The organism is Sedimenticola selenatireducens DSM 17993, from assembly GCF_000428045.1.
GTDB classification, from domain to species: Bacteria; Pseudomonadota; Gammaproteobacteria; order Chromatiales; family Chromatiaceae; genus Sedimenticola; species Sedimenticola selenatireducens.
This window is the reverse complement of the sequence record NZ_ATZE01000009.1, coordinates 127385-153549: the sequence shown is the minus strand read 5'-3', so window position 1 is coordinate 153549 and position 26165 is coordinate 127385. Positions and strand designations below refer to the sequence as shown.

Below are 26165 nucleotides of genomic sequence, written 5' to 3'. Positions count from 1 at the left end.
CATGATGCAACAATCAACAGACCACAAACCCAGACGACGCTGGTTGATTCCAGTCGCCGTATTCATGATTGTTTTCGGCGTCAGTTTCAACCTAATACTCAGGCAGGCCAACGAGCCATTGGAAAGTACTCAATCCACCCCTCTGATCAGCGGTACGCTGATCCCTGATCCTCGCCCATTGACCCCCTTCCGCCTGACAGACCACAACGGTGGCGAGTTTTCCCAGGAATCGATCAAGGGCAGCTGGCATCTCCTTTCGTTTGGCTATACCCATTGTCCCGATATCTGTCCAACCACGCTGGCCATGTTGGCACGACTGGCTGACCGGATGCGACAGGAATCGCTCAACGCAGAAATTAAAACCGCCTTTATTACCATCGATCCGGAACGGGACACACAAACCGTACTCGCCAGCTATGTGCCCTATTTCGACAGCGCATTTCTCGGTGTTACCGGAGACAGGCAGGCGCTGGATAAACTCACCGGACAACTGGGTGTACTGTACGCCCGCGTGGATACTGAACAGAGCGGCATGGGCTATCTCATGGACCACTCCACCAGCGTTATCCTGACCAATCCAGCAGGTGAATTCCAGGCCTTGTTTGGTGCGCCACACGAAGTTGAGGCCATGGCTCAGGACCTGATTCGCCTCATCACCCGGTGATGTCACGCCTCCTGTCCGCCAGTAATCCTGATAAACACCCAACCAGACTGTTGTTTATTATTCAGCTATTCTCAACTATAGAGAATCATGAAAGCAATAGACTCAGGAGGAGTGAATCGTGCCTTATTCGCTCACTTTTCAGGAAAGGGATGGCTATCTTCGAGTAGAGGGGAGAGGAGACAGAACCACAGGTGATCCGGTCAAAAACGGCAGGGCTATTGTGGACAGAGTGGCCATGAAATGCAGGGAGGCCGGATACACCCGGATCATGCTGGTCTCCCACCTCACGGGAGCCTATCCACCTTTTGCAAACTTCCAGGTGGTAACTGCCCTGGAGCAGCTGGGGATTCCGAAGGAGTGGAAAATGGCCTACGTTAACCTGGACCCCAAGAGTCACAAGGCCGTGCTGTTCAGCGAAACCATGGCAGTCAAAAAAGGCTTTCAAGCCCGGGTATTTGACAATGAGCAGGAGGCTTGCAACTGGTTGAATAGCTGACAAGGATTAAGCTGTCACCTCTGCAATGGGTAGCCCGGACAGAGTCCCATTCAGTACGGTACAAAAAATGATACATTGATGGCCCCGAACTGTACGTTATCGTCCTGTCCCTTGAACTCCCGGCTGCGCCAGACATTGCTGATGGCAAAGCGGATATTCTGGATATGATAGGCGAAACCAAACTGCACATCGGCCACCAAAGGTTTTTTGTTCACACTGTGGCTTTCCCTGAATGTGTTGCCATCAAGGAAGATGTTTCGGGCCACGGCACGCCCCTCGACCCCGGCAAAAAAGTACCAGTTGGCCTTGTCAGACGGCCGGATGTAGGGAACCCCGGGGAAACCGGGTCGAATATTCGGCGGCGCGATATCGTTGCGCAGTCCCTTGCCCAGACGCAGCATCATGCCACCACCGGCATAGGTATAGACATTACCCAGGGTGCCCACCAGATGGGGTGAGGTTTCAAACTCCAGGCCGCCACCCACTGGGTGGAAATATTGCCAGCGGCGGGTGTAGGTCAGCAGAATCCCGAGTTCATCCTGGAGCTGATTGTCCCAACCGTTGGGTTTATCAACGCCGATCAGGTCATGAAATCCCCGCTGAATATCTTCTGCCTGGGAACTGGGTCCGACGATGCCCACGGTGATGCCCAGTATGTTACCCACCTGCAGATTGGGTTCATCCACATAGCGAGACATCAGGTTGGCACTACCGTACAGCCAGCCGGCGTATGGCCGGTCGTCGGTGATCAATGTACTGCGCTCGGTATCCTGCGGGGTGAAGATCTTCTGACCGACGGAATACTGCACGGCACTGACATCACCAGTGTGGAAGAAAGGCAGTCCCTGACCCAGCCGGGTCAACCAGCCCGGAGGACGCTTCAGGGAGAGATAGGAGATCTCGGTGCCATGACTGTAAAACCGGTCATCACCACTGCCCCAGAGATCATTCTCGAACTGGATACTCCAGAAACCGCCATCTTTCAGTTTTTCAAGAGGCGTGGCGGCTTCTGCGCCAGATGACACCAAACCGATAAATACCAGGGTCATCAGATAAATCAGTCGGAATACAATCCCGCTCCCGGATAGTCCAACAGGCATCTTTGGCACGTTTCTCACTGATTCCCCCTCTCCTTTCAATACCTATGAAACAGTAGCCCAGGCTGGTCGGTTTATCCATTCAAGCTGTTATTGCTTTGGCTCGGACAGTCACCGGTAGACCGCCATAAAATATATCAAAAGCCGCAGTGTAGCCTGGAAATCTGCAGATTTTGATTAGTCGGGATTAATTCCGGTCATCTATTATGCTCAGGAATCAACAGACAGTATGATGGCATGGAGATAATCAGGGGCGGCAACACTTCCGTTTACCACGCGGATAGGCGCAATTCACCGGCGATGAACGTCCCCGTCCATTTTGTAAAGAGGTGATGCGACAATGATTAAGCTCATGCACTACCATCGGGTCGGCCGAATTCACCCGGTGAAGCACCGGAGCCTGCTCCGGACCTTCATACTACTGCTATTCATTTTTACAGCCACCCCGGCAACGGCCATCGAGGTGGATGAACTGATCCGGCACATTGACCGGCTATGGCGTGGCGAGACCTCCCAGGCAACCATGTCCATGGCGGTCAGGACCGAGCGCTACGAGCGCACCATGACCATGGAGGCCTGGTCACGGGGGAAGGATTACTCGCTGGTGATCATCCGTGAACCGGTCAAGGACCGCGGCATCGCCACCCTGAAAGTGGAGGACAACATCTGGAACTACCTGCCGAAGATCAACCGGGTCACCAAGGTCCCCTCCAGCATGATGTCCGGCTCCTGGATGGGCAGCCACTTCACCAACGATGACCTGGTCAAGGAGAGCACCTTTGAAGACGATTACGATGCCAGCATCAGTTTCGAGGGCGAACGCGACGGGCAACAGATCTATGAGTTGACCTTCATACCCAAACCGGATGCCGCCGTGGTCTGGGGCAAGGTGATGATGATGATCGAGCAGACCTCCCTGGCCCCCTACAAGGCGCTCTACTATGACGAAGAGGGTCTGTTGATTCGCACCATGAGCATGGATCAGACACAATTGATCGATGGCCGCACCATTCCCATGCGTATGCGTCTGCAACCGGAAGACAAGCCGGAAGAATCGACGGTGATCGTCTACCAGGAGATTACCTTCGGTGTACCGCTGGAAACGTCCTTCTTCTCCCTGCAGACCCTCAAGCGACGCCGCTAGACGGCCACCATGAAGCATTCAGACCAACTGCACGCTGACGCCAGCCGCCTGCCCATGCTGCTGTTCATCGCCTGGCGCAATATCTGGCGCAGTCCGGTGCGCAGCATCCTGACCATTGGCGCACTGGCCGGCGGGCTGGTGATGGTGATCCTCTACGCCGCGATGATGGAGGGGATGATCCGCCAGATGGTACACCAGGCCACGGCGATCTCGATCGGCCATCTGCAGATACATCGCCAGGCCTATGTGGACGATCAGGACCTGTATGCCACCCTGCCCTGGTCCTACCTGGACACAATCGCCGGGGTGTTCCCCGAAATCAGCCTGGCGCCCCGCCTTTACGCCTCCGGCCTGGCCAGTACGGCGGAGACCTCCACCGGGGTGCTGATCAAGGCGGTCGATCCGGCGCGTGAACCGCAGGTCACCCGGATGCTGCAACAGGTACGCCAGGGTAAGATGGACCTGGGGCCCGCCGACGACAGCCAGGATGGCCTTCCCCGCAACAACCTGGTGATCGGTGCCCAGCTGGCGAAAAACATGAAGCTGCAACCGGGCAGCGAACTGGTGCTGGTCACCCAGGCCGCCGACGGCAGCATCGGCAACGCCCTGTACCGGGTGGCGGCGATACTCAAGCCACTGGAGCCGAACTTCGACCGCATGGGTGTACTGATGTCGATCGCGGCCTACCAGCAGTTGATGTATCTCACAGATGGTTTCCATGAACTGGTGATCCGGCTTGATGACGCCACTGATCTCGGGGTGATGCAGGCGGAACTGGATGCTGAACTGAAAAAGCTGGTCAGCGAGCAGCCGCTGGATGAGCTGGGCGGCACCCCCGTGGTGCGCAACTGGCGCCAGCTGACGCCGATGGTGGCCGACATGCTGGAGATCAGCAAGACCATCACCTTCTTTGTCGGATTCATTGTCATCGCCCTGGCCTCAATGGGCATGCTCAATACCATGCTGATGGCGGTGCATGAGCGGACCCACGAGTTCGGCATCCTGCTGGCGATCGGCATGAAACGGCGCTGGCTGCTGCTGATGGTGCTGCTGGAGTCGTTTTTCCTGGGTCTGGTTTCGGCGCTGACCGGCGTACTGCTGGGTATCGGCGTGATCGGGCTGTTCGGTGAACGCGGTATCGACTTCAGTGGCATGCTGCCCGACGGCTACGACTGGGGCGGCATCGTGTTTGAACCCTACATGAAACTCCACCTGGAACCGCTGGACCTGCTGCTGGCCTGTCTGCTGATGCTGGTGATCACCCTGCTCGCCTCGCTGCTCCCGGCCTGGCGCACGGTACGTCTCAGACCGGCCGAGGTGATGCGATGAACCGGCGACACAGCCATCTGCCGCTCGGCATGCTGGTGATGCTGTCGTGGCGCAATATCTGGCGTCACCGAAGGCGCACCCTGATCACCCTCAGCTCCATCGCCATCGGCTTCGCCCTGGCCGTACTGATGATCGGCCTCAATGACGGCGCCCACAACTCGATGATCCGCAATGCCATCAAGCTGGGTGAGGGTCATCTGACGGTGCAGCCGCGCGGTTATATCGAGGCCCCGGCGAACCACAAATACCTGACCGATGGGACGACACTGCAGGAGAAGATCGGCAGTCTCGATGTCGCGGGACGGATAGAGCCGCGGATCTCGCTGCAGATCCTGGCCAGCACCGCCAGCAACTCGGTGGGCGCCGGCCTGGAAGGCCTCAGCCCGCAAGGTGATCAGCGCGCCGACCTGCTGCGGCCGCAACTGGTGGACGGCACCTGGATCGAGCCGGGCGACCAGCGCGGCATCCTCATCGGCGACGGCATGGCGGGTAAGCTCAAGGCCAAGATCGGCAGCAAGGTGGTGCTGATGGCCGGCAAACAGGGGGGTGACTCCCAGGCGCAACTGGGCCGGGTGCGGGGCATTTTTGACTCCAGGGTGGATGAGCTGGATGATTACCTGATACTCAGTGATATTCAGCTTGCCCGACGCTTCCTGGAAGGTGAAGGGGCCGATCCGGCCCTCCAGCCGATCACCCGTTTCGCCCTGTTCCTGGACGACCCGGACAGCCTGCCGGAGTGGAAGGCAGAGTTGAAAGCGGCGGTTGAAAACGACCAGGTAGTGGTACTGGACTGGCGCGAGATGATGCCGCAACTGGTGCAGTTCATCATGGTCGACGATGCCGGCAACTACATCTTTCTGGTGCTGATACTGATCATGGTGGTGTTCGGTATTCTCAATACTGTGCTGATGAGCGTGCTGGAGCGCACCCGCGAGTTCGGCCTGCTGCGGGCGCTCGGCATCAGCCGCTATCACCTGCTGTGGCTGGTGTTCTGCGAGTCCCTGCTGCTCAGCCTGCTGGCTGTGGGCATTGGCTGGATAGTGGCCGGCGCGGTGCATCTCTGGTTTGCCAGCCACGGCATCGACATGGCCGCCCTGATGGGTGGCAGTACCGAAATGATGGGCACCTTCATGGACCCGGTGATCTATACCGAACTCTCCGGTGAGCGCGTGTTTCAACTCACCCTGCTGATTTTTGCCGCCACCCTGGGCAGCGGTATCTATCCGGCCATCAAGGCGTCCCGGGTGACACCGGTGGAGGCACTGCGCACATGACAACCATTGACAACGACAGCGCCGGGAAAACAGCTATGGCACTACTGACTCTGCAAGGCGTAGACAAGATCTATCGTCAGGGCGAACTGGAAGTGCGGGCACTGCAGGAGATCGACCTGACCGTGCAGGAAGGCGAGTTTGCCGCACTGGTCGGTCCCTCCGGTTCCGGCAAAACCACCCTGCTGAATATCATCGGCGGACTGGACGCGCCCAGTCATGGCAGCATCCAGCTCAATGGCACCTCAATCACCACCCTGAAGGAGGCCGAGCTGTCGGACTTTCGCCTGTTTCAGCTCGGCTTTGTGTTCCAGGCCTACAACCTGGTGCCGGTATTGAGCGCCCTGGAGAACGTCGAGCTGGTGATGGTCTTGCAGGGCCGTGATGTGCGGGAGCGCCGCGAGCGCGCCGAACACTACCTGGAGCTGGTGGGGCTGGAAAAAGTGATGCAGCGCCGTCCGGCGGCACTCAGCGGCGGCCAGCAGCAGCGGGTGGCCGTGGCCCGTGCCCTGGCCGCAGGGCCCCGCCTGGTACTGGCCGATGAACCGACCGCCAATCTCGATTCGGAAAATGCCACCGCACTGCTCGATATCATGCACCGCCTCTCCCACGAGGAGAAAACCACTTTCATCTTTTCCACCCACGACCGGCGGGTGATGGAGCGGGCCGAGCGCATCATCACCCTGCGTGATGGGAAAATTGTCAGCGACAAGCATATCGGGCAGGAGTCCCATGAGCAGATGGCCTAGCACTTGCCTGCTGACGGCGCTGTTGCTGCCGCTCAGCGCCACGCACGCGGTGGAGCTGACCGGGCGCCTCTCCCTGCTCGGCAGCGCCGCGCGGGCGGAACGGGGCGATGCCGGTTATAACCCGCTGGACAACGACACCCTGACCACTGACCAGCAGAGCCTGCGCCTGATGCTGGAGGGCGCCAGCGGCAACCGCGAGTGGTCGCTGCATCTGAAAACCGCCCGCCAGCACGCCAGCGGCGTGGCGCTCGGCGGACGACACTCCAGCGATCTGTTCCGTTATCGCGAACTCGCCGGCGACTGGCATCATGAAACCGACGGCGATCACACCACGCGGATCGGCTACACCCTGGACCGCGCCGCCTACAAGCTGCGCTTCGACGATCTGACCCTGGGAATCGGGCGTCAACCGGTGGACTGGGGCAGCGGCCGATTCTGGCAGCCGCTGAATGTGTTCGGCGCCTTCGCCCCCACCGACCTGGATACCGACTTCAAGCCGGGCATCGATGCGGCGGTGCTGGAGTGGTATCCCTCCCCCTTCTCCTCACTGACGGCGGTGCATGCCTTCTCCCCCAACGGCAGTGACGGGATCAAGGACAGCAGTGCACTCTATCTGCGCAGCCAGATCGGCGAGCGCTCCGAGTTCGCGCTGCTGGCCGGCCATATCATCGGCAACGAGATTGTCGGCGCATCCTTCGAGAGTGACTGGGCCGGGCTGGGCTGGCGCGTCGAGGCGGCACACTACCACCTGGAGCAGAGCGGTGAAACGGCCGTTTTCTGGATTGCCGGTGTCGACTACCAGTTCGAGGAAGGCACCTTCCTCGGGATCGAATGGTATGACCACGGGTTGGGAGCCACCAATCAGGCCACACTCTCGGCACTGCCCTCCGAACGGCTGGTGGCCTACGGACTGCAGCCGCAACTCGGGCGACGCATGCTCGGCATTACCCTGGAGCGGGATATCACGCCGCTGTTGCGAGGCAGTTACCTGCTGCTGTTCAGTCCACTCGGCGAGAGCGATGCGCAACTGGGCAACTCCACCCTGCACCAGATCAATCTCACCTACTCGGTGAGCAACGAGTCGGACCTGTTATTGTCACTGCAGTATGCCAGCGGCAGGGGGCTGGATCAGCAGGCCGATCCCCGATCCGAGTTCGGCCACTTGCCCACCAGCCTGACGCTGCGTTTCCGCACCTATTTCTGAATTTGTTTCATTCCGCCACACCCGGAGATGATTTAATCTGTAGGAGGCCCGCCCCGGGCAAAATTCGCGGCGAGGGCGCCGCTCCTACTGGACGGGGCGAAAGTTAACAGGACAGAAACACCGCTAAAAACCGCTGCGAATCTGGTATCCTTCTGACCCACGTATGGAATCACTACTCCCCTATTTCAGCGCCTTTATTGTCGGTCTGCTCGGCGGCGTCCACTGCATCGGCATGTGCGGCGGCATTGTCAGCGCCCTCACCCTCGGGCTGCCAGAGACGAGTCGCGGATCGGTCACAGCACAGCTCCCGTTCCAGCTCGCCTATAACCTGGGACGCCTGATCAGTTATGTCATTGCCGGCGCCATCATGGGTGGCCTGGGTGTGTTACTGGCCGGCATGCTACCCATGCAGATGGCACAACAGGCACTGCTGATGCTGGCCGGGCTGTTCATGATCCTGCTGGGGTTCTATCTGGCCGGTTGGTGGATGGTGCTGAACCGGGTTGAACGGCTCGGCGGCGTGTTATGGCGCCGGCTTGAACCGATGGGTCGCCAGTTGATGCCGGTACGTTCACCGACCCGGGCTTTTGCCATCGGCATGCTCTGGGGCTGGGTACCGTGCGGACTGGTCTATACCATGCTGATCAACGCGGTCTCATCGGGTGGCGCATTGCAGGGAGCGGGACTGATGTTCGCCTTTGCCCTCGGCACCCTGCCCAATCTTTTGGCAATCGGCTTGCTGGCTGGCGCCGCCGCGCGACTGGCCCGTTCGCAAACGGCCCGCCGAGTGGCCGGCATCACGGTCATGCTGTTCGGGATCTACACCCTGTGGAGTGCGATTCGATTGGGGTGAGGGACGAACCCACATCATGGTTGGATGGAAATACGCTGGGGTTCGCAAGCTCACCCCAACCTACGGCTACTCCTCGATCACTCGAATATCGGGATTGGGATAGCGCTCGATCATCTTATTTGGCAGCTTGTGCTGGGTTGCCTGGTGCAGGGCATCCGATTCCATCAGGATCAACACCAGCACGGTGACCATCACCGGCAGTACACCAGCCCCACCTATCATGGCCATCACCGCCACCTCTTTCATGCCGAAATAGGTAAATCCCACCCAGCCGAGGAAGGCGATAAAACCAAATACCGACAAGGTCAGGATAAAGACGCGGCTGCGCCCCGCACAGAGTTGCCAATGACACATCACGAACCAGGAATCGATGGCTTTTGAACGCCTGGCCCGCCACAGGGTATAGCCCAGCAGGAGAATGGAAACGACAGGCACCAGGGCAAGCGGCTGCCAGTAGGAACGCACCAGCCCCAGAGAGGCGATGAACCAGAGGATGTGATTGCCCACGAGATTGGTGAGAAAAATCTCATGGGGCACCTTGGCCTTTTTACTCTCCTGATCACTGACCTCAAACTTCATAAACACTCCTGTTTTCAAGCATCACAAAATAGCACTTGTAGGAACAGAATGCATTAGCACCAAGTCGTCTCACCCGTGTGATTAGCCATGTAGTTTGAGTGGAAATAGGCTGGCAGATTTACCGATTCCAATATGACCCGCGCATAATTTAAAGCACATCCTCTGATATGGGTGATCGTTAGTCTGGCGTAAAGAAAAAGCCCCCTTTGCATTAAACCCAGCTTCAAACAGCATTTGCAATGAACATTCATTCTATGCTAATTAACAGGCAGTGCAGTATCCACTTTTTCTACGGCCACGGGATATATTGGATGGAATTCAGCACGAATAAGGCACACGGTGGTCTGGTCACATCAACCGTTCGTGGATGCGGAACAAACGCAACACCCGTCACCGATTGCATTGTCCAATCCTGGAAACGCTGTCTGGATGAGTATGACCTTGATCCGGAACGACGCCCGGAACCCGTGCTTGTCGACCGCTCCGACCTCAAGGAACGACAGGAAAAATCCCGCCGACTGGTGGAGATTGCCCGTTCAGAGATGACCAATCTCTATCAGCAGGTCGCCGGGTCAGGACATTCGATCCTGCTGACCGACCACGACGGTGTTGTCCTTAATTATGTGGGTGACCCCATGTTCACCAACACCGCGGTCAAGACTGCCCTGCAAACGGGCGCGGTCTGGAGTGAAAAGACCCAGGGCACTAATGGTATGGGAACCTGCCTGGTGGAAAAGCGCCCGCTGATTATCCACCAGGACGAACACTTTTTTACCAAGAACACGCGCCTCACCTGCTCTGCCGCACCCATCTTTGATCCCACCGGCGAACTGGTGGCGGTACTGGACGCCTCGGGTGAATCAAGGCAGGCGCAACAGCACACCATGGTGCTGGTCAACATGTCCGCGCAACTGATTGAGAACCGGATATTTCTCTGCAAAATGCGCGATAACTATATCCTGCGTTTTCACAGCCGTCCGGAGTTCATCAGCACCCTCGGTGAAGGGGTCATCGCCTTCGACGAAACAGGTCGCATTCAGGCGGCCAATCGCAGTGCCCTGTTCCAACTCGACATGAAAGACATTATCGGCCGCCCCTTTGAAGAACTGTTTAACCTGCGCACCAACAACGCACTCGGCAATGCGCACAATCAGGCCATGGTGCCGCTGCCACTGCGGGATGCCAGCCAGGGTAGACGCTTCTACGCGAGTTTCCAGCCACCGAACCCTGATATAAGCGCTAAACGTCAGCCAGCCCGATCAGCGCGGGCCTTTGTGCCGGAAGCAGTTCGTGAGGCACCGACACTGGAAGGGCTGGAGTTTGGCGACAATCGCATGCGGCACAATATCGAACGGGCGAAAAAACTGCTCGAACTCGACATCCCCTTCATTCTGCTTGGAGAGACAGGCACCGGCAAGGATGTCTTCGCCAACGCGGTACATAAAACCAGCAGCCGGGCAAGCAAGCCGTTTGTGGCGGTCAACTGTGCCTCGCTGCCAGAGACACTGATCGAGAGCGAACTGTTTGGTTACCGGCCCGGTGCATTTACCGGGGCGAGCAAAGAGGGTTCCCGAGGCAAGATCGCACAAGCCCACGGTGGCACGCTGTTTCTTGATGAGATCGGCGACATGCCGTTACATCTGCAGGCGCGTCTGCTGCGGGTGCTGGAGGAGCGGGAAGTCATACCGCTGGGTAGCGAAACCCCTATCAAGGTGGATATACGTCTGATCAGCGCAACCCACCAGAATCTTCAGCTGCAGATTGAGGACGGCAGTTTCCGCGAGGATCTTTTCTACCGGCTGAACGGTATCAGCCTGCAGATGCCACCCCTGCGTGACCGGGAAGATCGACGCGCCCTGATTCAACATATCATGAAGCTGGAATCAGCGGGTCAGGATACCGTCATCATTGCGGAAGAGGCGCTGGATGCACTGGAGCACTATGAATGGCCGGGCAATATGCGACAGCTGCGCAATATCATGCGCACACTCATCGGCCTTTGTGACAACAACAGCATCGGACTGGACGACCTGCCAGAAGAGATATTCTGCGACTGTGGAGACGATGCCGGTGAACCAAGACAGCGCGCGCGGCCCAGTAACCCACTGGATATCGCCGAGCGTGATGCCATCATCCGGGAACTGGAGGCGGCCCACTGGAATGTCACGCGGGTTGCCACGAAATTGAACATCAGCCGTAACACTCTGTACCGGAAAATGAAGCGCTACGATATAAAACCGCCCCGCTAGCCGACAACTCCCCGGTTGGCCCGAGCCTTGCAGTCTGCAGGCAACGAGTCAACACGCAGGATACCGGGACATGAGCCATTTTGCAGTGCGCGTACACCCAGGCGAACTCCATTTCAACGCCGCGCACTTCATCACCTTCAATGGGAGCTGCGAAAACATCCACGGCCACAACTTCCATCTGCAACTGGAGGCGCGCGGGGAGAACACCCGGGATGCCTTCGTCATCGATTTTGTTCTGCTGAACAAGCTGGCTGCCAGGATCTGCGCGGAATTGCATGACGGCGTGTTGATACCAACCGAAAGCGACGAGATTACGCTGACTGAACGGGAAGACGACATGCTGGAAATCCGCAGCTATGACAAGCGCTTTATCCTGAGCCGCGCAAGCTGCATTCTGCTGCCGATAACCAATACCACGGCAGAGATGCTTGCTTACCATATCAGCAACCGCCTCATCGACGCCCTGCATGCGCACCAGGGGCTTGGCAATCTGCAGACACTGGAAGTCGCCGTCGAAGAGGCCGATCAACAGTGGGGCATCTATCAGCGGGAGATCATCCATGCCTGATACCGGCCGCACGGCCTGGGCCATTACCGGCTCGGGACATTATCTTAAAGAGTGTCTGCAGCTGGCGGAGCGACTCCCGGCGGTCGATCTGTTTCTCAGTAAAGCGGCCGCCGAAGTACTCCAGGTCTACGGACTTCCGGTCAAGCAACTGAAACAGCGCTTCCGCATTTTTCACGACAACACAGCCAGTGCATCGCCGGTGGGGCTTTTCTATGAAGGGGTATACAAGCAACTGATTGTGGCACCAGCCACTTCCAACAGCGTGGCCAAGATGGTTTACGGCATATCCGACTCACTGGTTACCAATGTCTATGCCCAGGCCGGCAAATGCCGTATACCCAGCATCGTATTTGCCTGTGATGCGGCGCCGGAAATGGAGACAGAGGCACCCGGCGGAACCGTCATGGTCTATCCACGCCGCATCGACCTGGAAAACACTCACCGGCTGATGGATTTCGAATATACCCGGGTGGTAACCGGTCTACAGTCACTCGAGGATGCCCTCGACCTACCCGCGCCATGTCAGAACATCTCCTCTTTCTGACCGGGTCACTGGCCGAGGCCAGCCTGAGGCGGGTGCTGCACGCGATGGCACCAACCCCCGTAACCTGGGAAGTACGGCCACTCAAAATCAAGGTAGCGGCGCTGTTGACCGGTGAGATGATCAAACGCCAGTTGGCAGATACCGGAAGCGCCAGCCGGGTGGTGATCCCTGGTCGCTGTCGCGGCGACCTGGAAGGACTGAGTGAACACTATGGCACCCCATTTCAGCGTGGACCGGATGAATTGCGCGATCTGCCGGAATGGTTGGGACAGGCAGGCCAACCGGCCGATTTGAGTCAGCACGATGTATTGATTTTTGCCGAGATCGTGGATGCCCCCAACCTGACTCCGGCCTCCATACTCCATCAGGCTGAACTGTTTCGCCAGGATGGTGCCGATATCATTGATCTGGGCTGTCTTCCTGACCAGCCGTTTCCGCATCTGGCGGAGAGTGTGCGACTGCTCAAGTCGGAAGGATTCAGGGTAAGCGTAGACTCCCACCGGGACGAGGAACTGCTGGCCGGTGGCCAGGCAGGTGCCGACTATCTGCTCAGCTTGACCGAACAGACGCTGTGGATTGCCGATGAAGTGGCTGCCACACCCATTCTGATCCCCTATACCGCGGGCGATCTGGAGAGCCTGCAGCGCGCATGGGAGACGCTCGATTCGAAAGGAAGAAGCTGCTTCATTGACCCTATACTCGACCCCATCCACTTTGGATTCACCGAATCCGTTGTGCGCTATCACGAGGCACGAAGACGTCTCCCCGACGCGCCCATGATGATGGGTGTAGGCAATCTGACCGAGCTTACCGAAGCGGACACCAGCGGCATCAATGCCCTGCTGTTTGGCATCATATCCGAGTTGCATATCGGGGCCGTGCTGACCACCGCAGTAAGCCCCCATTGCAGATCGGCGATACGCGAGGCCGACCTCTCACGGCGCATCATGTATCGGTCCAGGGCAGACCGCACCTTGCCGAAACGCCTGCATGGCGGGCTCAGTAACCGACATGAACGTAATCCGTTTCCCTATGATTCGGCGGAAATCAGCAGTGCGGCCAGGCGGGTTAAAGACCGCAACTTTCGCATACAGGTCAACCATCAAGGCATACACATCTACAATCGGGATGCACTGCACCAGGCCGTTGATCCGTTTGACCTGTTTCCCCACCTGGGAGTGGAAGAGGATGGCAGTCACGCCTTTTACCTCGGCGTTGAGCTGGCGCGTGCCCAGATTGCCCTGCAACTGGGTAAACGCTATACCCAGGACCAGATGCTCGACTGGGGCGTGGCGACCCCGCCAACGGAAGAGAATCTGTTGGAATATGCCAAACCCGGCAGTACCAAGCAGGGTCGAAAACCGTTGACAAAAAAAGGCACCAAGTGAGATTGGCCCAGCTTTTGCTCCCGTCTGCCTATTATGAACAGACACGACAGGCTGGACACTTTGGCGTTTGTTAGCTGCCCCTTCTGTGCCATGGTTTGTGACGATCTGTCACTGCCAGTACACAACGAAGCCCTGACCGCGCAGCAGATACCTTGCGAGAAGGCCCGCACGGGATTTACCAGTGCATTCCAGGCGACCCGGGAAACACCCCTCATCCATGGGAAAGAGGCCACCTGGAAGCAGGCGTTGCAGCAGGCGGGCAAAATGTTGCGAGAAGCCAGACTACCCCTGTTTCACGGATTGATTGGCGATCTGCTGGACAGCAAGGCTGCAGTCAAAATGGCGGATCACTTTGGCGGTGCCATCGACCATCTGCATGGCGATGCAATTGCCCGCAATCTGCAGATCTACCAGCAAGGCGGCTGGCAGGTCAGCAGCATGGGTGAGGTACGCAATCGTGCCGACCTGGTTGTATTGATTGGCCATGACCCGCAAGAGACCTACCCGCGACTGCACGAGAAGCTGCTCGACAGCACGGAGCGGCTGCATGCCGACTCACCACCGATTATCCATCCACTCAACCATGACTGCCTCGATTTACTATCAATCACACGTGCACGTCTTGCCGGCAAGCCGGTACAAGCCGATACCGCCGGGAGCGATGAACTGCTGACGCAGATCACGGGTGCGAATTACCCGGTGTTTATCATTGGCCGCCTGCCGGGGAAGAACGCTGAGCTGATCATCCGCACCTGTGTGGGGCTGGTGCGTGATATCAATGAAACCCGACGTAGCGCATTGCTGATGCTGGGCGCGGGGGAAGGCGATATGACCGCACAACTGAGTGCCGCCTGGCATAACGGTTTTGGTATTCGCACCTGTCATGCAAAGGGTTATCCGGAACAGGATCTGCAGAGGTATGCCGGTAACCGGCTAATGCAATCCGGTGAAACCGATCTGCTGGTCTGGATCAGTAGTCTCAGTTGTGCACCCCCACCCGATGTAGCCCAAAATACCATTGTTATTGGACATCCAGCGATGTCATTCACACAGTCAGAACCCACCATTTTTTTGCCGGTCGGTGTTCCTGGTATACACCGTTCGGGTTATCTGCATCGTGCCGATGGACTGAGACTGGTTCCTCTCAAGAGACTGATAGACAACCCGCTGCCCGGCAGTGCCACACTTTGTGAGCAGCTGATTTCACAGGAACCACGCACATGCTGACACGACTTAAAGGCGCTCGAATACACGACCCGGTCAATCAGCTCAACGGGACATGTGGTGACATTTGGATCAGGGATGCACGTATCTGCGAGGCACCAGACAACGTGGCGGAGGCGGATAGGACCATTGACCTGGAAGGCAAGATCCTGATGGCCGGTGCAATTGACATTCACAGTCACATCGCCGGCGGCAATGTCAACAACGCCCGTTTATTACTACCCGAACAGCACCTGGCCGAGCGCGCCCGCCTTCCACAATTCCCCTTCTCCGGTGCGAAATGGTCGGCTTGTGACACCGGCTACCGCTATGCGGAGATGGGCTTTACCACGGTCGTCGAGCCCGCCGTCCTGCCGATCAATGCCCACCAGGCGCATGCTGAACTGGCCGACATACCGATCATTGATACCGCCGGTCTGGCCATTGTCGGCAATGATGATTTCCTGCTGCGTATGCTGCGGGATGGCGCGGAACAGGCCCGTATCAATGACTATATTGCCTGGACCCTGCACGCCACCCGGTGCCTGGGGGTCAAGGTGATCAACGCGGGGGGTGCCACCGCTTTCAAGTTCAACCAGCGACAACTGAACCTGGATGACGAGGTGCCGATGTACGGCATGACATCGCGCGCTATCCTGAGCGCGGTGCAGCGCGCGGTTGTGCAACTGGGCATCCCGCATCCGGTGCATGTTCACTGCAATAACCTGGGTATTCCCGGCAATGTGAACACCGCGCTTGATACCATCAAGGCGGCCGATGGCCTGCCCATGCACCTGGCTCATGTGCAGTTCTATGGTTACGGGGACAACGGGGATTCCGGCTTTTCCTCCGGGGCCAGCGCACTGGCCGATGCCATCATGGCGAATCCCAATATCACGGTGGATATCGGACAAGTGCTGTTTGGTCAGACCGTCACCATTTCCGGTGATGTAATGCGCCAGTTTGATGCACGACATATTGCCAATCCGAAAAAATGGGTGGTTTGGGAAGGCGAAGATGGCGGTGGCGGCATCGTGCCGTTCCGCTATCGTCCGAAAAACTATGTCAATGCCCTGCAGTGGGCGATCGGCCTGGAGCTTTTTCTGCTGATTGATGATCCCTGGCGGGTCTTCTTCACCACCGATCATCCCAATGGCGCGCCCTTTACCGCTTACCCGGAACTGTTCAGATTACTCATGGAACGAGACTACAGAAACCAGTGGCTGGACCGAATCAATGCGAATTCGGCGGATATCTCCCTGTTGCGCCATCTGGATCGTGAATATGATCTGAATGAGATCGCCATCATGACCCGGGCCGCACCGGCAAAACTATTGGGCCTCGGTGACCGGGGTCATCTCTCCGTTGGGGCCATTGCAGACATTGCCGTTTACCAGCCACAGGCCGATAAGGCCGCCATGTTTGGCAAGGCAGAACTGGTGTTCAAGAACGGTATAGCAGTGGTTGAAAAGGGCCAGGTGACACGCTCCATCCAGGGCAAGACCCATGCCGTTGCACCCGGCTTTGACAGGGCGATTGAATCATCCATCAGCGACTATTTTGATCGCTATCACTTGATGAAAATGGATCACTACAAACTGGATCCACAGCATCTGCTTGAGACACTGGGCAGTGAACTGGTACTGCATTGAGGCGTCTATGAGTGAACGTATTCATGAAGTTATCCTGATCACCCGTAATCCTGATGGATCACCGCATATGGCGCCCATGGGCATTCGGCAGCGGTGCAACAGCTGGTTGATTGCACCCTTTCGTCCCTCGCGGACACTGGATAACCTGCTGCGGGATGGCGCCGCCAGTATCAACACCACCGACGATGTGCGGATCTATGCCGGTTGCCTGACCCAGCACTATGACTGGCCCCTGCTAGCGTGTGAAAAGATCGAGGGACTGCGCCTGCGTGACGCCCTTAGTCATGAAGAGATCCGCGTTCAGCAGGTCAAAGAGGATACCCAGCGGCCCGAGCTCTCATGCGAGCGCATTCACCAGGTCAATCATCGTCCATTCAGCGGTTATAACCGTGCACAGGCGGCCGTGCTGGAGCTGGCCATACTGGTCAGCCGGCTTCATCTGCTTACGCCAGAAAAACTGGCAAGCGAGATCGCTTATCTGCAAATCGCCATCGACAAGACCGCGGGAATTGAAGAACAGGAGGCCTGGGACTGGTTGATGCGAAAGGTCCACGACTATCGCAAGAGGCAATGTGCATGACCGGTCTGCTGGCCAGCATCTGCTCGGTTGAAGAGGCGGCTATTGCCCTGCACACCGGCGCCGACATTATTGATTGCAAAGATCCGTCCCGGGGCGCCCTGGGCGCACTCGACCTCGACCGGATCGCAGCCATCGTTGACTATGTCAATGGCGAGCGGCCTGTCAGTGCGACCCTGGGCGATCTTCCTCCCGATCCAAAGCGCATCCAGGCCGCGGTCAGGAACACCGCAGACTGTGGCGTTGACTACATCAAACTCGGCCTGTTCGATGAACCAACAGCAGCCTCCTGCATCAGGGCACTGGAGGAGGAGTGCCGACACAATCAGTTGATCGCTGTCTGCTTTGCCGACCGCTTTGATCCCACACCCCTGCTTCCGCTACTCTCCACACAAGGCTTTCATGGGGTCATGATCGATACCGCGGAAAAACAAAATGGACGCCTGACCGATCTCTGGACCCTGGACCGTCTGGGCCGCTTTGTCGATCAGGCACAACTGCTCGGGCTGGTCTGCGGACTGGCTGGTCGCCTGACGCTTGACGACATCCCTTCCCTGCTGCCGTTGAATGCCGACTATCTGGGATTTCGCAGTGCACTCTGCGTCGCCGGTCGAACCAGCCGAGTAGACCATGAGGCCATGCTGCGGGCCAGGGATGCCCTGCCGTTACGCCATGACGCCGCGACCCCCCTTATGCCCCACCGGGCCACTCGTTAGTGACCATCTGTCCCGAGATCTATCGCCAGCGCGCCATTATCGAAGGACTCTATGGTGTCGAGGAGATCACCGAACAGACGGTCAGGCAGGTACTCCAGATCATGACAGAGACACTGGGCATGACGCCGATAGCCGAGCTGCTGATCTTCTCCCCTGACCAAGTCAGTGAGTTGCATCATGGCATCGGCGGCTTTCAGGCCTGGGCTGAGTCAGGCTGCTCATTCTACACCTGGCGGGAGCAGAAACTGTTCACCCTGGACCTCTACTCCTGCAAACCATTTTCGGTAACAAAATGCATTCAACAGCTCAAAGACATATTACGCGTGGAGATCATTGAGTGGCGTGACCTATCGTCCAGGTAAAAAAATGGACCGCGGAGTAAACTGAGCGGTCCCAAGCGGAGGTAAAACTTTAAGTAGAATGGTTGTCGGATTAGGCTGCGCCAATCCGACCTGCATTCGAGGCGAACAATCCGCGCAGTAGGTCGGGTTAGCCGAAGGCGGAACCCGACAAAGCCGGCCAGTCACTGCTCCCATCACGATGCGCCAGCCTGACCTTGCCGCCCCACTGCCGCTGAAACTCATCGAACGCCGCATCCAGCAGATCCGAACCCGCTGTTGTCAACGGGGCCGACTTGACCAGCAATACACCTTCCGCCCCGACTTTTGCAGCAAGCCAGAGTGCCAGGCTATCAGCAGTCACCCGCCAACTAGGCTCCACGTCAGGGTCTGCCGCGGCAGGCAGCCAGACGGCACTGTGACCATCTGCCACTATCTGTTTCAACTGTTGCGGATCAGCTGCCGTTTGCAGTCGTTCTTCGATGCCTGACATCAACAGACCGTACTGATCCATTGCGCAGAGCGCCATGCTGTGGGCTGTGGCATCATCAAATTGCCAGCGCTGTTGCGCCACACGTACCTGATCGGCGAACGGCCCACCTCCTGGCACGAGGATGGCCGGGTGTTCACCCGCCGCGATCACCCGCAGCCAAGCCTCGAGTTGTGGACTGTCATACAGACTGCCGCCGATCTTAACTACCCACATTGGACCATTGGCTCTCTTTGAGTAAACGCAACAGGGCAGATGCCTTGTCAAAGGTCTCCTGGTATTCGGCATTGACTTCGGAATCATGCACGATACCGCCGCCCGCCCAGCAGCATATCTCCCCCTGGTTGTAGACCAGGGTGCGTATCACGATATTGCTATCCATCCGGCCATCAAAACCGATATAGGCTATCGAGCCGCAATAGGGCCCGCGGCAATCCGGCTCCAGTTCCGCAATGATCTCCATGGCGCGAATCTTGGGTGCGCCTGTAATAGAACCACCGGGGAAACAGGCACGCAGCAATCCAATCGCATCCTGATCTTCCCTCAGCTCTCCGGTTACCGTGCTGACCAGGTGATGTACGGTGGCATAACTCTCAACAGAAAATATTTCCGGCACCTTTACTGTTCCGGCATTACAAACCCGGCCCAGGTCATTGCGCAGCAGATCCACTATCATCAGATTTTCGGCGCGATCCTTGGAGCTTGATGCCAACTCTCTGGCCATGGCGGAGTCGCCTTCCGGCGTATCACCCCGGGGTCGTGTTCCTTTAATCGGCTTGGTTTCCACCTGTTTGCCCTTAAGCTTTAAAAAACGTTCGGGTGATGAGCCGAGTATCTCTGCATGAGGTGTTTTGAGATAGGCGGAAAATGGAGCGGGATTCATTCGCCGCAACTCCTGGTAGGCACTCCAGCCATCACCTTCCGCCGGCGCTGAAAAGCGTTGCGCAAAATTCACCTGATAACAGTCGCCATCCAGAATGTACTGCTTAATACGCTGAAACGCCGCCACATAAGTGGCGCGATCCATATTGCTTCGGATCGGACCCGTAATATGGAACGGACGTTTTATCCGCGGCCTTGACGGGGTGCAGAAAAGCTTTATCAGCGACCACCAGCGCTCACGGGTACGCTGGTCCCTCCCCTCAGCAACCAGCCAGCTGCGGCATAGTTTATGATCCACCACGACAGCCCAGTCATAAAGGCCGATTACCATTTCGGGAACTTGATCCCGATTGTCCGGCTGTTCCGGCAGCCGTTCAATGCGCCATGCCAGATCATAGGAGAACCAGCCGATTGCGCCACCGCCAAAGGGTAAATCCGCAGCACTCTCTGTATGCGCACCCAACACTTCTTGCAAGAGTGCAAAAGGATCATCCGGACTCAGGCGTATGCTAGCTTCACCGCGTATCTCGGTAATATTGGCCCGCGTGGTCAGGGTCAGATAAGGGTCGGCCGCCAGGATGTCGTAGCGACCGGCGCTGGTGCGGGGATATCCGCTATCCAGAAACACCGCCCAGGATTTCTCGGCAATACGCGCAAACAGCGCGGCGCTATCGGGCTGGTAGGGTATTCGCACTCTCAGGCACATACGGCACTCCGGCATTGCTGCAGACGCAGTAGTGCGACTGCCGGGGCGCAATCCGCGGCCTTTGCACCGTATTCCCCCTGCGTGAGCAGTTGTCCAATATCGATATAGGGGCACCCAAGCCGATCCGCCACACGCTGGACCAGAAACCGTCCAACTCCGGCTCCGATCAGGGTCGCGGAATCAGCCAATCCGAGACTCAACTGCCGCTGACACGTCAATGAGAGCGCATCCAGTTGACGATCCGCAAAAAAAGCCGCCAATCGATACCAGTCAGCATCGGAGCCATCGCCCAGGTCCGCTCCGATCATGCGCGACAATCGTCGCATGCTGGCCGTTATTGAGTGGCCCTTGCCATCAGCAGCCGGATAGAGGTCGGCATGTTCCGGCAGATCACCCAGGATGCGGTAGATATCCGCTGTAGTGGCGAAATGTTCATTGGCGAGGGTCAACCAATCACCTTTAAACGGAACCCGATCGGTAATCGCCATCAGCGGCGTACGCACGATGCCCGCATAGATCATCTCACCATGCAAAAGACGTTCACGATCAGTGAAACCCCTGTTTTGTAGCTGGTGCTTATCGAATGGCAGCAGGTCACTGGTGGTACTCCCGACATCGATCATCACACCAGAGGCAATCACCGAAGCTGCAAAGCTGGTTGTCGCCAGCCAATTGGCTGAGGCAATCTGCTCATAAAAATTAGAGGCCACAGCGGCGGGAACAAATCCCTCCTGGCCTGCGAAAAAAAAGAGCTGCTGTGGCGGCAATCTGACGCTCAGCCAGTCAACCAGTTCACAGACACCCGACCGGCGGTCGTCAAACAGGTCAACCAGCTCCGCCGTCATGGTGACACGGTGCTCGCACATTTGTAGCGGCAACTCCTGCGCCAGCTCCCGTATCGTCAGATCCAGCGATTCCAATCCTTGCCACAAGGGTGTCGCCCGGATCTCCACGCGCCGCAAAGTACCGCGCCGATCCTGCCAGGCCACCTTAAGGTGGGCACCACCGACATCCCAGCCAATCACTCCCCGCTCAGGCGACACGGCCCAGCTCCAGGTCGATATGTACACACTCACCGGTGATCAATCCCGTCGGCAGTGCGCCTGGGCACTCGGCGAGTTGCATGATCATCGCCGCCAGATTCCTGCCGGTCGATTGACTCAATCCGACATATGCGGTGGTTAACCGGGGGTTAATCTCCAGGACAACCGGGCCCTGCTCGGTAAGAATCAGATCCACGCCAACATAGCCCCACAGCCCTGGAATCGCCGCGCAGATCCCCTTCGCCAATTCAAGCAGTTCCACCTGGTGGCTCTTGAGTCCGTTGACAACACACCCCAGCAGGTAAAAGCCGTCGTTCATCTGCACCACCCGCTGAATATTTGTGCCGACCAGACAGACACAACTGTGACCCACCATAATCGACATGCTGATCGACTGGCCCGCCATGTAGGGCTGTACCACCCACTCAATAATCGGGTCACGACTTTTTACATACTCAATCAGTGCTGCTTCATCCGCAATGATGTGAATATCCTGACAACCCACGCCCTGATCAGGTTTCACCACCAGTGGCTGATTATTAAAGCGGGGATGGGCCCCAAACCGCCAGGTGGGTATCACCGGAACTCCCTGCATGGCCAGACAGTCCACGGTCGCCTTTTTGCTGGATGCTATAGACACCGCCTCGGCACTGCTATTGAGCAACAGTTTTCCAGACGCTTCAACGGCACGACACAGTGACTCCAGGACGCCGTTGGTTTCCGGAGCAATGGGCAACACCGCATCGACTTCATTGACACAGGTAAGCCAGGCGCTCCACCAGTCATCCTCTACCCAGTGGATGTTGGTTGGCAGGGAGAGCGAATCCAGGCGCACGTCACGACTGATCAGCACATCAATTGATTCCAGTTCCGTCAGGTCACGGACAATGGCGTTAAGCATCATATCGCCTTCCGCCTTCAGACTTGGTATCATCTCCTCGTTCACACAACCACCACCGGTTATGTATTCAAATACAAAGATCCGCATACAAACTCCTTGAATATCATCCCTGTCATTGATCTTCTGCAAGGCCAGGCGGTTCACGCCATTCGAGGGCGTCGCGCCGGGTATCGACCAGTTGACTCACCGTTATGCCGCCAGGGTGAAGTCATGCCGCTGATAGCAAGACTTTACGATGACTTAGGCATGCAGCAGCTTTACCTGGCAGACCTGGATGCCATCCAGGGAATGGGCAATAATCTCCTGACCCTGCAAACAATCGCTCACACCTTTCCCCAACTGATTCTCTGGGTAGACGCGGGCTTTTCCTCTCCTGCAGCAATCCAGGCATTGCAATCTCAACTCGCATTCCGACCGGTCATCGGCTCTGAAAGTTGGCAATTCAACCGTTGGTTCCCAGTCGACCAGACGATTCTCTCTATCGATTCGGTCGACGATAATCTGCGCGATCCTTCAGGTATCACGCGCGATAGTGCACGCCGTCCGGACACCCTAATTCTGATGAACCTCTCCCGCGTGGGATCATTGCAGGGTCCCGACATGGAACGACTCACCTGCTGGCAGTCGGTCGCGCCTGACGCGACCCTGTACATGGCCGGTGGAGTGCGCAACCGTTCTGATATCGAAAAACTGCAATCAGCCGGCGCCGCCGGAGTATTATTGGCAAGCGCGCTGCACAATGGCGCGTTGACCGCGGCGGATATCCGGCATTTCAGCTGACCGAGCATGCCGTCATCCTGGGTTTGCCCGGTTGCTGAATCAGGCGTCGTCTAAGTTCTGTATAATCGCTTTTGGCACGAAATGGATATAACAATGATTCGGAACCCTGTACCTGCTGTTCAGCCAGTGATCTTCCCTGATAGTCACACCATGAATTAGTCGTCTCATACAGACGTATGCCACTCAATCCGGGGAGATATTCAATCAACTGTTCCCAGATATAGACGCATAGCATTTCGGTGCTGGACCGCCAGGCCAACTCCTCCGCTGCATAGTTCAGATGATGATGATCAAAACGTTCGATGATCAGCCGGTTTACCACACGTTTCAGATAGCCATAATCCACCACGCATCCGGTTACCGGATCGATACGCCCGGTCACTTCCACCTGCAGGACATAACGCCCTCCATGCAGGTTGGAGCATTTGGCCGGATGGTCAGTAATAAAATGGGCGGAATCAAAAACCAGCTCCTTGGTCACACTTGCCTGTGGTGTAATGGCCTGAAAACGTTCCCAGGCCGTCGGCATGGTCATCAAGCGATCCTTCATCAACTCAAGCAGTTTGTCACCATCAGCCAGTGTCAGCGTGCGTAACAGTGAACCACCTGTTGCATCTGATTCACCGGATGCATCCAGCACCTGACAATGGATGTGAAAATTACAGGCCAAATGTTCACGAACGGCCTCGGCATAAATCGGTCGGCTGAAGAGCATAAACAGGTAACCCGCATGCCACTCCGCACGGTGGGCCATGTACACTGCCAGAGCGCCCAAAAAGGCAGGTGGTGGTTCAGGCATTGCCCAGTCATGAACCAGATTTCGCAACGGTGCCCGGAGAAGATTTTTCGCCACTACACGATGTGTATCCGAGCGGTATTCATAAATCTGATGAAACTGAAAACCGTAATCAACCAGATGATTCAGAGTCCACAACAGCAGGTCCAGGCGGCGTACTTCACCAGCCACATCGACGAAACCATCATTTTCCTGTAGCAATCCCGCCCAGCGCAGCCCCAACAGGGCCTGTCGCGCCGCCTCTGTCGGTCTGGCAACAGGGCGGGCATAATTTTCAATATGATCAGGCTGGTTAATCTGATCACTATGCAGAATCAAATCCAGTGGCAGCTGGTGACGTATTGCATACTCCTGGATTGTCAGGTTGCTGCATTCGAGCAAATGCCCGTTATCCAATTGAGATACTGTTTCGCCACATTCCAAACAGTGCATAACCTGCTCCTGACGAGGAGAAAAAGTGTGGGGCCCAATGGACCCCACAACGATCACTTAGGCGTGTGCAGCAAACGGATGCTCGTTGGTCGACTTACCCGCAATCACCTCTGCAGGAGTAGGCGTACCAGCAACAGCCCGCTTGATTGACTGCTTGGTTGCCTCGTAGTTGTAGTCCTGGATCTTGGCGTCATCCGCCGCCTCCCAGTGAATAAACACCCCCACGCAGATAAACACATCATCCGCCTCATCGGCAGGAATGGTGCCATCCTCAAGGCAATCGGCGACAGCCATGGCCACGCCACGCTGTGCCGGCCCAAACATCTGAACGGCCTGCGCCGCACCCTTGATGGTCACCTTATTGAACATCATCGTGTGCGGCTTACAGGGCAGGTTCGGTGCCACAACAGCCAGCAGTGATGTAAAGCCATCTTTATTGTTGACCAGACCATTACAGAAAGCCGTCTCTGCTGCAGAGCCGCGTGGCCCCATGATCAGATCGATGTGTGCCACTTCATTGCCGTCGCCGACCAGTGATTCACCTACCATAGTCTTGTTAATAACTGCCATATCGGATCTCCTCAGATTGTTGGCTTATAGTATTAGCGGTGTTTTGGCCTGAATCGGCCTCATCATCCGCGGATAATTCCGGGCAACCCCGGCGCTGTTTATCGTTTGCCTTTGCAAACGATGGATGAATACGCCAGCAACACAGAAGTCTGCCGTCGTACCAGGATTTATACCTTGCTGTTTGAGTTGCCGGTCCATTTCGAGCAACAACAGATGTCGTGCCGAGTCAGCAGCAGCAGTGAGATATTTTTGATGCACGTCAGCAGCCCACCGGGAAACCGCGATCGCTCGTGCCGTTCCCTGCTTTCGTTGAATGTGGCTGTCCTGATAACTCTCCAGCAGATAAAGAAACAGATCAGTGACAGCAGTCTCTTCATCGGCATGGCGTTGGAAAGCGTCGATCAGATAAGGCAGAATTACGCTGGATAGCTCATGGAAACCGTTGGCATATTGCCGGGCGATCAAATCCCTGTCAGCCGCCAGAGCCATCACTTCCACCAGGGGACTGGTAGCGGGACCGGCCACATCATGGGATTCTGTCCGACCGAGCCCACCCGGATTAGCCAACCGTATTGCCGCGAACACTCTATTCGTCTCTTCTGCACGAACAGCGGACAACACCTTGAGAAGCGCTGTCTCCAATCTCTCTTCAGGATAATCAATAGCCGCCTGAATAATCGGTGCGCAGAGTAGAATGATGCCCAGATTGGTATTACACCGAACCGCATCCTGAGTGGCCTTTACCGCACCATAAATGCGATTTCCGAGTACCTGGCCGGGTTCCGTAATCATCTCCGCACTGGCCAGAGCACTCTGTACAAACAGCTCGGCATCCATTCCATGACCGGCCGAATGAATCGATACATTTCCTGGCTTCAGTGCAGCCACATCCAATACACAGGCCTCCAGGTACCACTTTGCAAGAAGTTCTGTTGTCATCGGGT

27 protein-coding genes are annotated in these 26165 nt (G+C 57.0%); 18 read left to right on the top strand and 9 right to left on the bottom strand.

Annotated elements, in window-relative coordinates:
- The first annotated feature begins 1 nt into the window (after position 1).
- Positions 2–664: an SCO family protein gene (locus tag A3GO_RS0108370; protein ID WP_084609929.1), complete on the top strand. Its 663-nt coding sequence runs from the start codon at positions 2–4 to the stop codon at positions 662–664.
- A gap of 118 nt (positions 665–782) precedes the next feature.
- Positions 783–1160: a hypothetical protein gene (locus tag A3GO_RS0108365; protein WP_029133015.1), complete on the top strand. Its 378-nt coding sequence runs from the start codon at positions 783–785 to the stop codon at positions 1158–1160.
- 50 nt (positions 1161–1210) lie between these two features.
- Here the strand turns inward: A3GO_RS0108365 and A3GO_RS0108360 are convergent, their stop codons facing one another.
- On the bottom strand, positions 1211–2209 hold the full coding sequence (locus A3GO_RS0108360; protein WP_029133014.1) for a lipid A deacylase LpxR family protein: 999 nt from the start codon (positions 2207–2209) through the stop codon (positions 1211–1213).
- Positions 2210–2597: 388 nt separating this feature from the next.
- Here A3GO_RS0108360 and A3GO_RS0108355 point away from each other — a divergent pair, with 388 nt between their 5' ends.
- From A3GO_RS0108355 to A3GO_RS0108330, 6 genes are all read left to right on the top strand, one after another.
- Positions 2598–3401 carry an outer membrane lipoprotein-sorting protein gene (locus tag A3GO_RS0108355; protein ID WP_245621691.1) on the top strand — a complete coding sequence of 268 codons (804 nt, stop codon included), beginning with the start codon at positions 2598–2600 and terminating at the stop codon, positions 3399–3401.
- 9 nt (positions 3402–3410) lie between these two features.
- The gene (locus A3GO_RS0108350; RefSeq protein WP_029133012.1) at positions 3411–4730 is read left to right on the top strand and encodes an ABC transporter permease; all 1320 of its coding nucleotides are present in this window, start codon (positions 3411–3413) and stop codon (positions 4728–4730) included.
- Positions 4727–6004 (top strand): ABC transporter permease, encoded by a 1278-nt coding sequence (locus tag A3GO_RS0108345; RefSeq protein WP_029133011.1) that lies wholly within the window; start codon positions 4727–4729, stop codon positions 6002–6004. The genes A3GO_RS0108350 and A3GO_RS0108345 overlap by 4 nt, the downstream gene beginning before the upstream one ends.
- Before the next feature lie 35 nt (positions 6005–6039).
- Positions 6040–6750, top strand: coding sequence for an ABC transporter ATP-binding protein (locus tag A3GO_RS0108340; RefSeq protein ID WP_029133010.1), 711 nt, complete (start codon positions 6040–6042; stop codon positions 6748–6750).
- Positions 6734–7954 (top strand): hypothetical protein, encoded by a 1221-nt coding sequence (locus A3GO_RS0108335; protein WP_029133009.1) that lies wholly within the window; start codon positions 6734–6736, stop codon positions 7952–7954. Before A3GO_RS0108340 ends, A3GO_RS0108335 begins: the two co-directional genes overlap by 17 nt.
- 163 nt (positions 7955–8117) lie before the next feature.
- Complete coding sequence (locus A3GO_RS0108330; RefSeq protein WP_029133008.1) at positions 8118–8807, top strand: sulfite exporter TauE/SafE family protein; 690 nt, start codon at positions 8118–8120, stop codon at positions 8805–8807.
- A 66-nt stretch (positions 8808–8873) separates the two neighbouring features.
- Here the strand turns inward: A3GO_RS0108330 and A3GO_RS0108325 are convergent, their stop codons facing one another.
- A complete protein-coding gene (locus A3GO_RS0108325) occupies positions 8874–9386 on the bottom strand; it encodes a hypothetical protein (RefSeq protein ID WP_037374951.1) in 513 nt (170 codons plus the stop codon).
- A gap of 311 nt (positions 9387–9697) precedes the next feature.
- Here A3GO_RS0108325 and A3GO_RS23160 point away from each other — a divergent pair, with 311 nt between their 5' ends.
- From A3GO_RS23160 to A3GO_RS0108280, 9 genes are all read left to right on the top strand, one after another.
- On the top strand, positions 9698–11635 hold the full coding sequence (locus tag A3GO_RS23160; RefSeq protein WP_037374950.1) for a sigma-54-dependent Fis family transcriptional regulator: 1938 nt from the start codon (positions 9698–9700) through the stop codon (positions 11633–11635).
- 70 nt (positions 11636–11705) lie between these two features.
- Positions 11706–12203: a 6-pyruvoyl trahydropterin synthase family protein gene (locus tag A3GO_RS0108315; protein ID WP_029133006.1), complete on the top strand. Its 498-nt coding sequence runs from the start codon at positions 11706–11708 to the stop codon at positions 12201–12203.
- Positions 12196–12747, top strand: a complete 552-nt coding sequence (locus A3GO_RS0108310) for a flavoprotein (protein ID WP_029133005.1) — start codon at positions 12196–12198, stop codon at positions 12745–12747. The genes A3GO_RS0108315 and A3GO_RS0108310 overlap by 8 nt, the downstream gene beginning before the upstream one ends.
- Positions 12723–14135, top strand: coding sequence for a DUF6513 domain-containing protein (locus tag A3GO_RS0108305; protein WP_029133004.1), 1413 nt, complete (start codon positions 12723–12725; stop codon positions 14133–14135). Before A3GO_RS0108310 ends, A3GO_RS0108305 begins: the two co-directional genes overlap by 25 nt.
- A 33-nt stretch (positions 14136–14168) precedes the next feature.
- The gene (locus A3GO_RS0108300) at positions 14169–15362 is read left to right on the top strand and encodes a molybdopterin-binding domain-containing protein (RefSeq protein WP_157606762.1); all 1194 of its coding nucleotides are present in this window, start codon (positions 14169–14171) and stop codon (positions 15360–15362) included.
- Positions 15356–16990 (top strand): formylmethanofuran dehydrogenase subunit A, encoded by a 1635-nt coding sequence (locus tag A3GO_RS0108295; protein ID WP_029133002.1) that lies wholly within the window; start codon positions 15356–15358, stop codon positions 16988–16990. The genes A3GO_RS0108300 and A3GO_RS0108295 overlap by 7 nt, the downstream gene beginning before the upstream one ends.
- A gap of 7 nt (positions 16991–16997) precedes the next feature.
- On the top strand, positions 16998–17570 hold the full coding sequence (locus tag A3GO_RS0108290) for a DUF447 domain-containing protein (RefSeq protein ID WP_029133001.1): 573 nt from the start codon (positions 16998–17000) through the stop codon (positions 17568–17570).
- Entirely contained in the window at positions 17567–18283 is a 717-nt protein-coding gene (locus tag A3GO_RS0108285; RefSeq protein ID WP_029133000.1) for a (5-formylfuran-3-yl)methyl phosphate synthase, read from the top strand. Before A3GO_RS0108290 ends, A3GO_RS0108285 begins: the two co-directional genes overlap by 4 nt.
- The gene (locus A3GO_RS0108280; RefSeq protein ID WP_029132999.1) at positions 18283–18645 is read left to right on the top strand and encodes an S-adenosylmethionine decarboxylase; all 363 of its coding nucleotides are present in this window, start codon (positions 18283–18285) and stop codon (positions 18643–18645) included. Before A3GO_RS0108285 ends, A3GO_RS0108280 begins: the two co-directional genes overlap by 1 nt.
- 127 nt (positions 18646–18772) lie before the next feature.
- Here A3GO_RS0108280 and A3GO_RS23155 read toward each other — a convergent pair whose 3' ends face one another.
- From A3GO_RS23155 to A3GO_RS0108260, 4 genes are read right to left on the bottom strand one after another with little or no spacing between them, the layout of a single operon-like run.
- Positions 18773–19327, bottom strand: coding sequence for an amino acid kinase family protein (locus tag A3GO_RS23155; protein ID WP_051301978.1), 555 nt, complete (start codon positions 19325–19327; stop codon positions 18773–18775).
- On the bottom strand, positions 19314–20699 hold the full coding sequence (gene pabB / locus A3GO_RS0108270) for an aminodeoxychorismate synthase component I (RefSeq protein WP_029132998.1): 1386 nt from the start codon (positions 20697–20699) through the stop codon (positions 19314–19316). Before pabB ends, A3GO_RS23155 begins: the two co-directional genes overlap by 14 nt.
- Positions 20690–21775: a hydantoinase/oxoprolinase family protein gene (locus A3GO_RS0108265; RefSeq protein ID WP_084609928.1), complete on the bottom strand. Its 1086-nt coding sequence runs from the start codon at positions 21773–21775 to the stop codon at positions 20690–20692. Before A3GO_RS0108265 ends, pabB begins: the two co-directional genes overlap by 10 nt.
- Positions 21732–22730 (bottom strand): ATP-grasp domain-containing protein, encoded by a 999-nt coding sequence (locus tag A3GO_RS0108260; RefSeq protein ID WP_029132996.1) that lies wholly within the window; start codon positions 22728–22730, stop codon positions 21732–21734. Before A3GO_RS0108260 ends, A3GO_RS0108265 begins: the two co-directional genes overlap by 44 nt.
- A 9-nt stretch (positions 22731–22739) precedes the next feature.
- Here A3GO_RS0108260 and A3GO_RS0108255 point away from each other — a divergent pair, with 9 nt between their 5' ends.
- Positions 22740–23423: a HisA/HisF-related TIM barrel protein gene (locus A3GO_RS0108255; protein WP_029132995.1), complete on the top strand. Its 684-nt coding sequence runs from the start codon at positions 22740–22742 to the stop codon at positions 23421–23423.
- Here A3GO_RS0108255 and A3GO_RS23150 read toward each other — a convergent pair.
- The 3 genes from A3GO_RS23150 to A3GO_RS23145 are packed head-to-tail and all read right to left on the bottom strand — an operon-like array spanning position 23416 to position 26160.
- Positions 23416–24651: a 6-pyruvoyl trahydropterin synthase family protein gene (locus A3GO_RS23150; protein WP_084609924.1), complete on the bottom strand. Its 1236-nt coding sequence runs from the start codon at positions 24649–24651 to the stop codon at positions 23416–23418. The two genes, A3GO_RS0108255 and A3GO_RS23150, sit on opposite strands and share 8 nt — an antisense overlap.
- Before the next feature lie 57 nt (positions 24652–24708).
- The gene (gene fae, locus A3GO_RS0108245) at positions 24709–25221 is read right to left on the bottom strand and encodes a formaldehyde-activating enzyme (protein WP_029132994.1); all 513 of its coding nucleotides are present in this window, start codon (positions 25219–25221) and stop codon (positions 24709–24711) included.
- A 24-nt stretch (positions 25222–25245) separates the two neighbouring features.
- On the bottom strand, positions 25246–26160 hold the full coding sequence (locus A3GO_RS23145; RefSeq protein WP_169720387.1) for a triphosphoribosyl-dephospho-CoA synthase: 915 nt from the start codon (positions 26158–26160) through the stop codon (positions 25246–25248).
- Between the last annotated feature and the right edge of the window lie 5 nt (positions 26161–26165).

Bases quoted from the DNA above. Each gene is read 5' to 3' on its own strand.
- A3GO_RS0108345 (WP_029133011.1), top strand. From the start codon at position 4,727: ATGAACCGGCGACACAGCCATCTGCCGCTCGGCATGCTGGTGATGCTG.
- A3GO_RS0108325 (WP_037374951.1), bottom strand. From the start codon at position 9,386: ATGAAGTTTGAGGTCAGTGATCAGGAGAGTAAAAAGGCCAAGGTGCCC.
- A3GO_RS0108315 (WP_029133006.1), top strand. From the start codon at position 11,706: ATGAGCCATTTTGCAGTGCGCGTACACCCAGGCGAACTCCATTTCAAC.
- A3GO_RS0108370 (WP_084609929.1), top strand. From the start codon at position 2: ATGATGCAACAATCAACAGACCACAAACCCAGACGACGCTGGTTGATT.
- A3GO_RS23145 (WP_169720387.1), bottom strand. From the start codon at position 26,160: ATGACAACAGAACTTCTTGCAAAGTGGTACCTGGAGGCCTGTGTATTG.
- A3GO_RS23160 (WP_037374950.1), top strand. From the start codon at position 9,698: ATGGAATTCAGCACGAATAAGGCACACGGTGGTCTGGTCACATCAACC.
- A3GO_RS0108260 (WP_029132996.1), bottom strand. From the start codon at position 22,730: ATGCGGATCTTTGTATTTGAATACATAACCGGTGGTGGTTGTGTGAAC.
- A3GO_RS0108305 (WP_029133004.1), top strand. From the start codon at position 12,723: ATGTCAGAACATCTCCTCTTTCTGACCGGGTCACTGGCCGAGGCCAGC.
- A3GO_RS0108310 (WP_029133005.1), top strand. From the start codon at position 12,196: ATGCCTGATACCGGCCGCACGGCCTGGGCCATTACCGGCTCGGGACAT.
- A3GO_RS0108340 (WP_029133010.1), top strand. From the start codon at position 6,040: ATGGCACTACTGACTCTGCAAGGCGTAGACAAGATCTATCGTCAGGGC.
- A3GO_RS0108360 (WP_029133014.1), bottom strand. From the start codon at position 2,209: ATGACCCTGGTATTTATCGGTTTGGTGTCATCTGGCGCAGAAGCCGCC.
- A3GO_RS23150 (WP_084609924.1), bottom strand. From the start codon at position 24,651: ATGCACTGTTTGGAATGTGGCGAAACAGTATCTCAATTGGATAACGGG.
- A3GO_RS0108300 (WP_157606762.1), top strand. From the start codon at position 14,169: ATGAACAGACACGACAGGCTGGACACTTTGGCGTTTGTTAGCTGCCCC.
- A3GO_RS0108330 (WP_029133008.1), top strand. From the start codon at position 8,118: ATGGAATCACTACTCCCCTATTTCAGCGCCTTTATTGTCGGTCTGCTC.
- A3GO_RS0108290 (WP_029133001.1), top strand. From the start codon at position 16,998: ATGAGTGAACGTATTCATGAAGTTATCCTGATCACCCGTAATCCTGAT.
- A3GO_RS0108295 (WP_029133002.1), top strand. From the start codon at position 15,356: ATGCTGACACGACTTAAAGGCGCTCGAATACACGACCCGGTCAATCAG.
- A3GO_RS0108350 (WP_029133012.1), top strand. From the start codon at position 3,411: ATGAAGCATTCAGACCAACTGCACGCTGACGCCAGCCGCCTGCCCATG.
- A3GO_RS0108335 (WP_029133009.1), top strand. From the start codon at position 6,734: ATGAGCAGATGGCCTAGCACTTGCCTGCTGACGGCGCTGTTGCTGCCG.
- pabB (WP_029132998.1), bottom strand. From the start codon at position 20,699: ATGTGCCTGAGAGTGCGAATACCCTACCAGCCCGATAGCGCCGCGCTG.
- A3GO_RS23155 (WP_051301978.1), bottom strand. From the start codon at position 19,327: ATGTGGGTAGTTAAGATCGGCGGCAGTCTGTATGACAGTCCACAACTC.
- A3GO_RS0108355 (WP_245621691.1), top strand. From the start codon at position 2,598: ATGATTAAGCTCATGCACTACCATCGGGTCGGCCGAATTCACCCGGTG.
- A3GO_RS0108285 (WP_029133000.1), top strand. From the start codon at position 17,567: ATGACCGGTCTGCTGGCCAGCATCTGCTCGGTTGAAGAGGCGGCTATT.
- fae (WP_029132994.1), bottom strand. From the start codon at position 25,221: ATGGCAGTTATTAACAAGACTATGGTAGGTGAATCACTGGTCGGCGAC.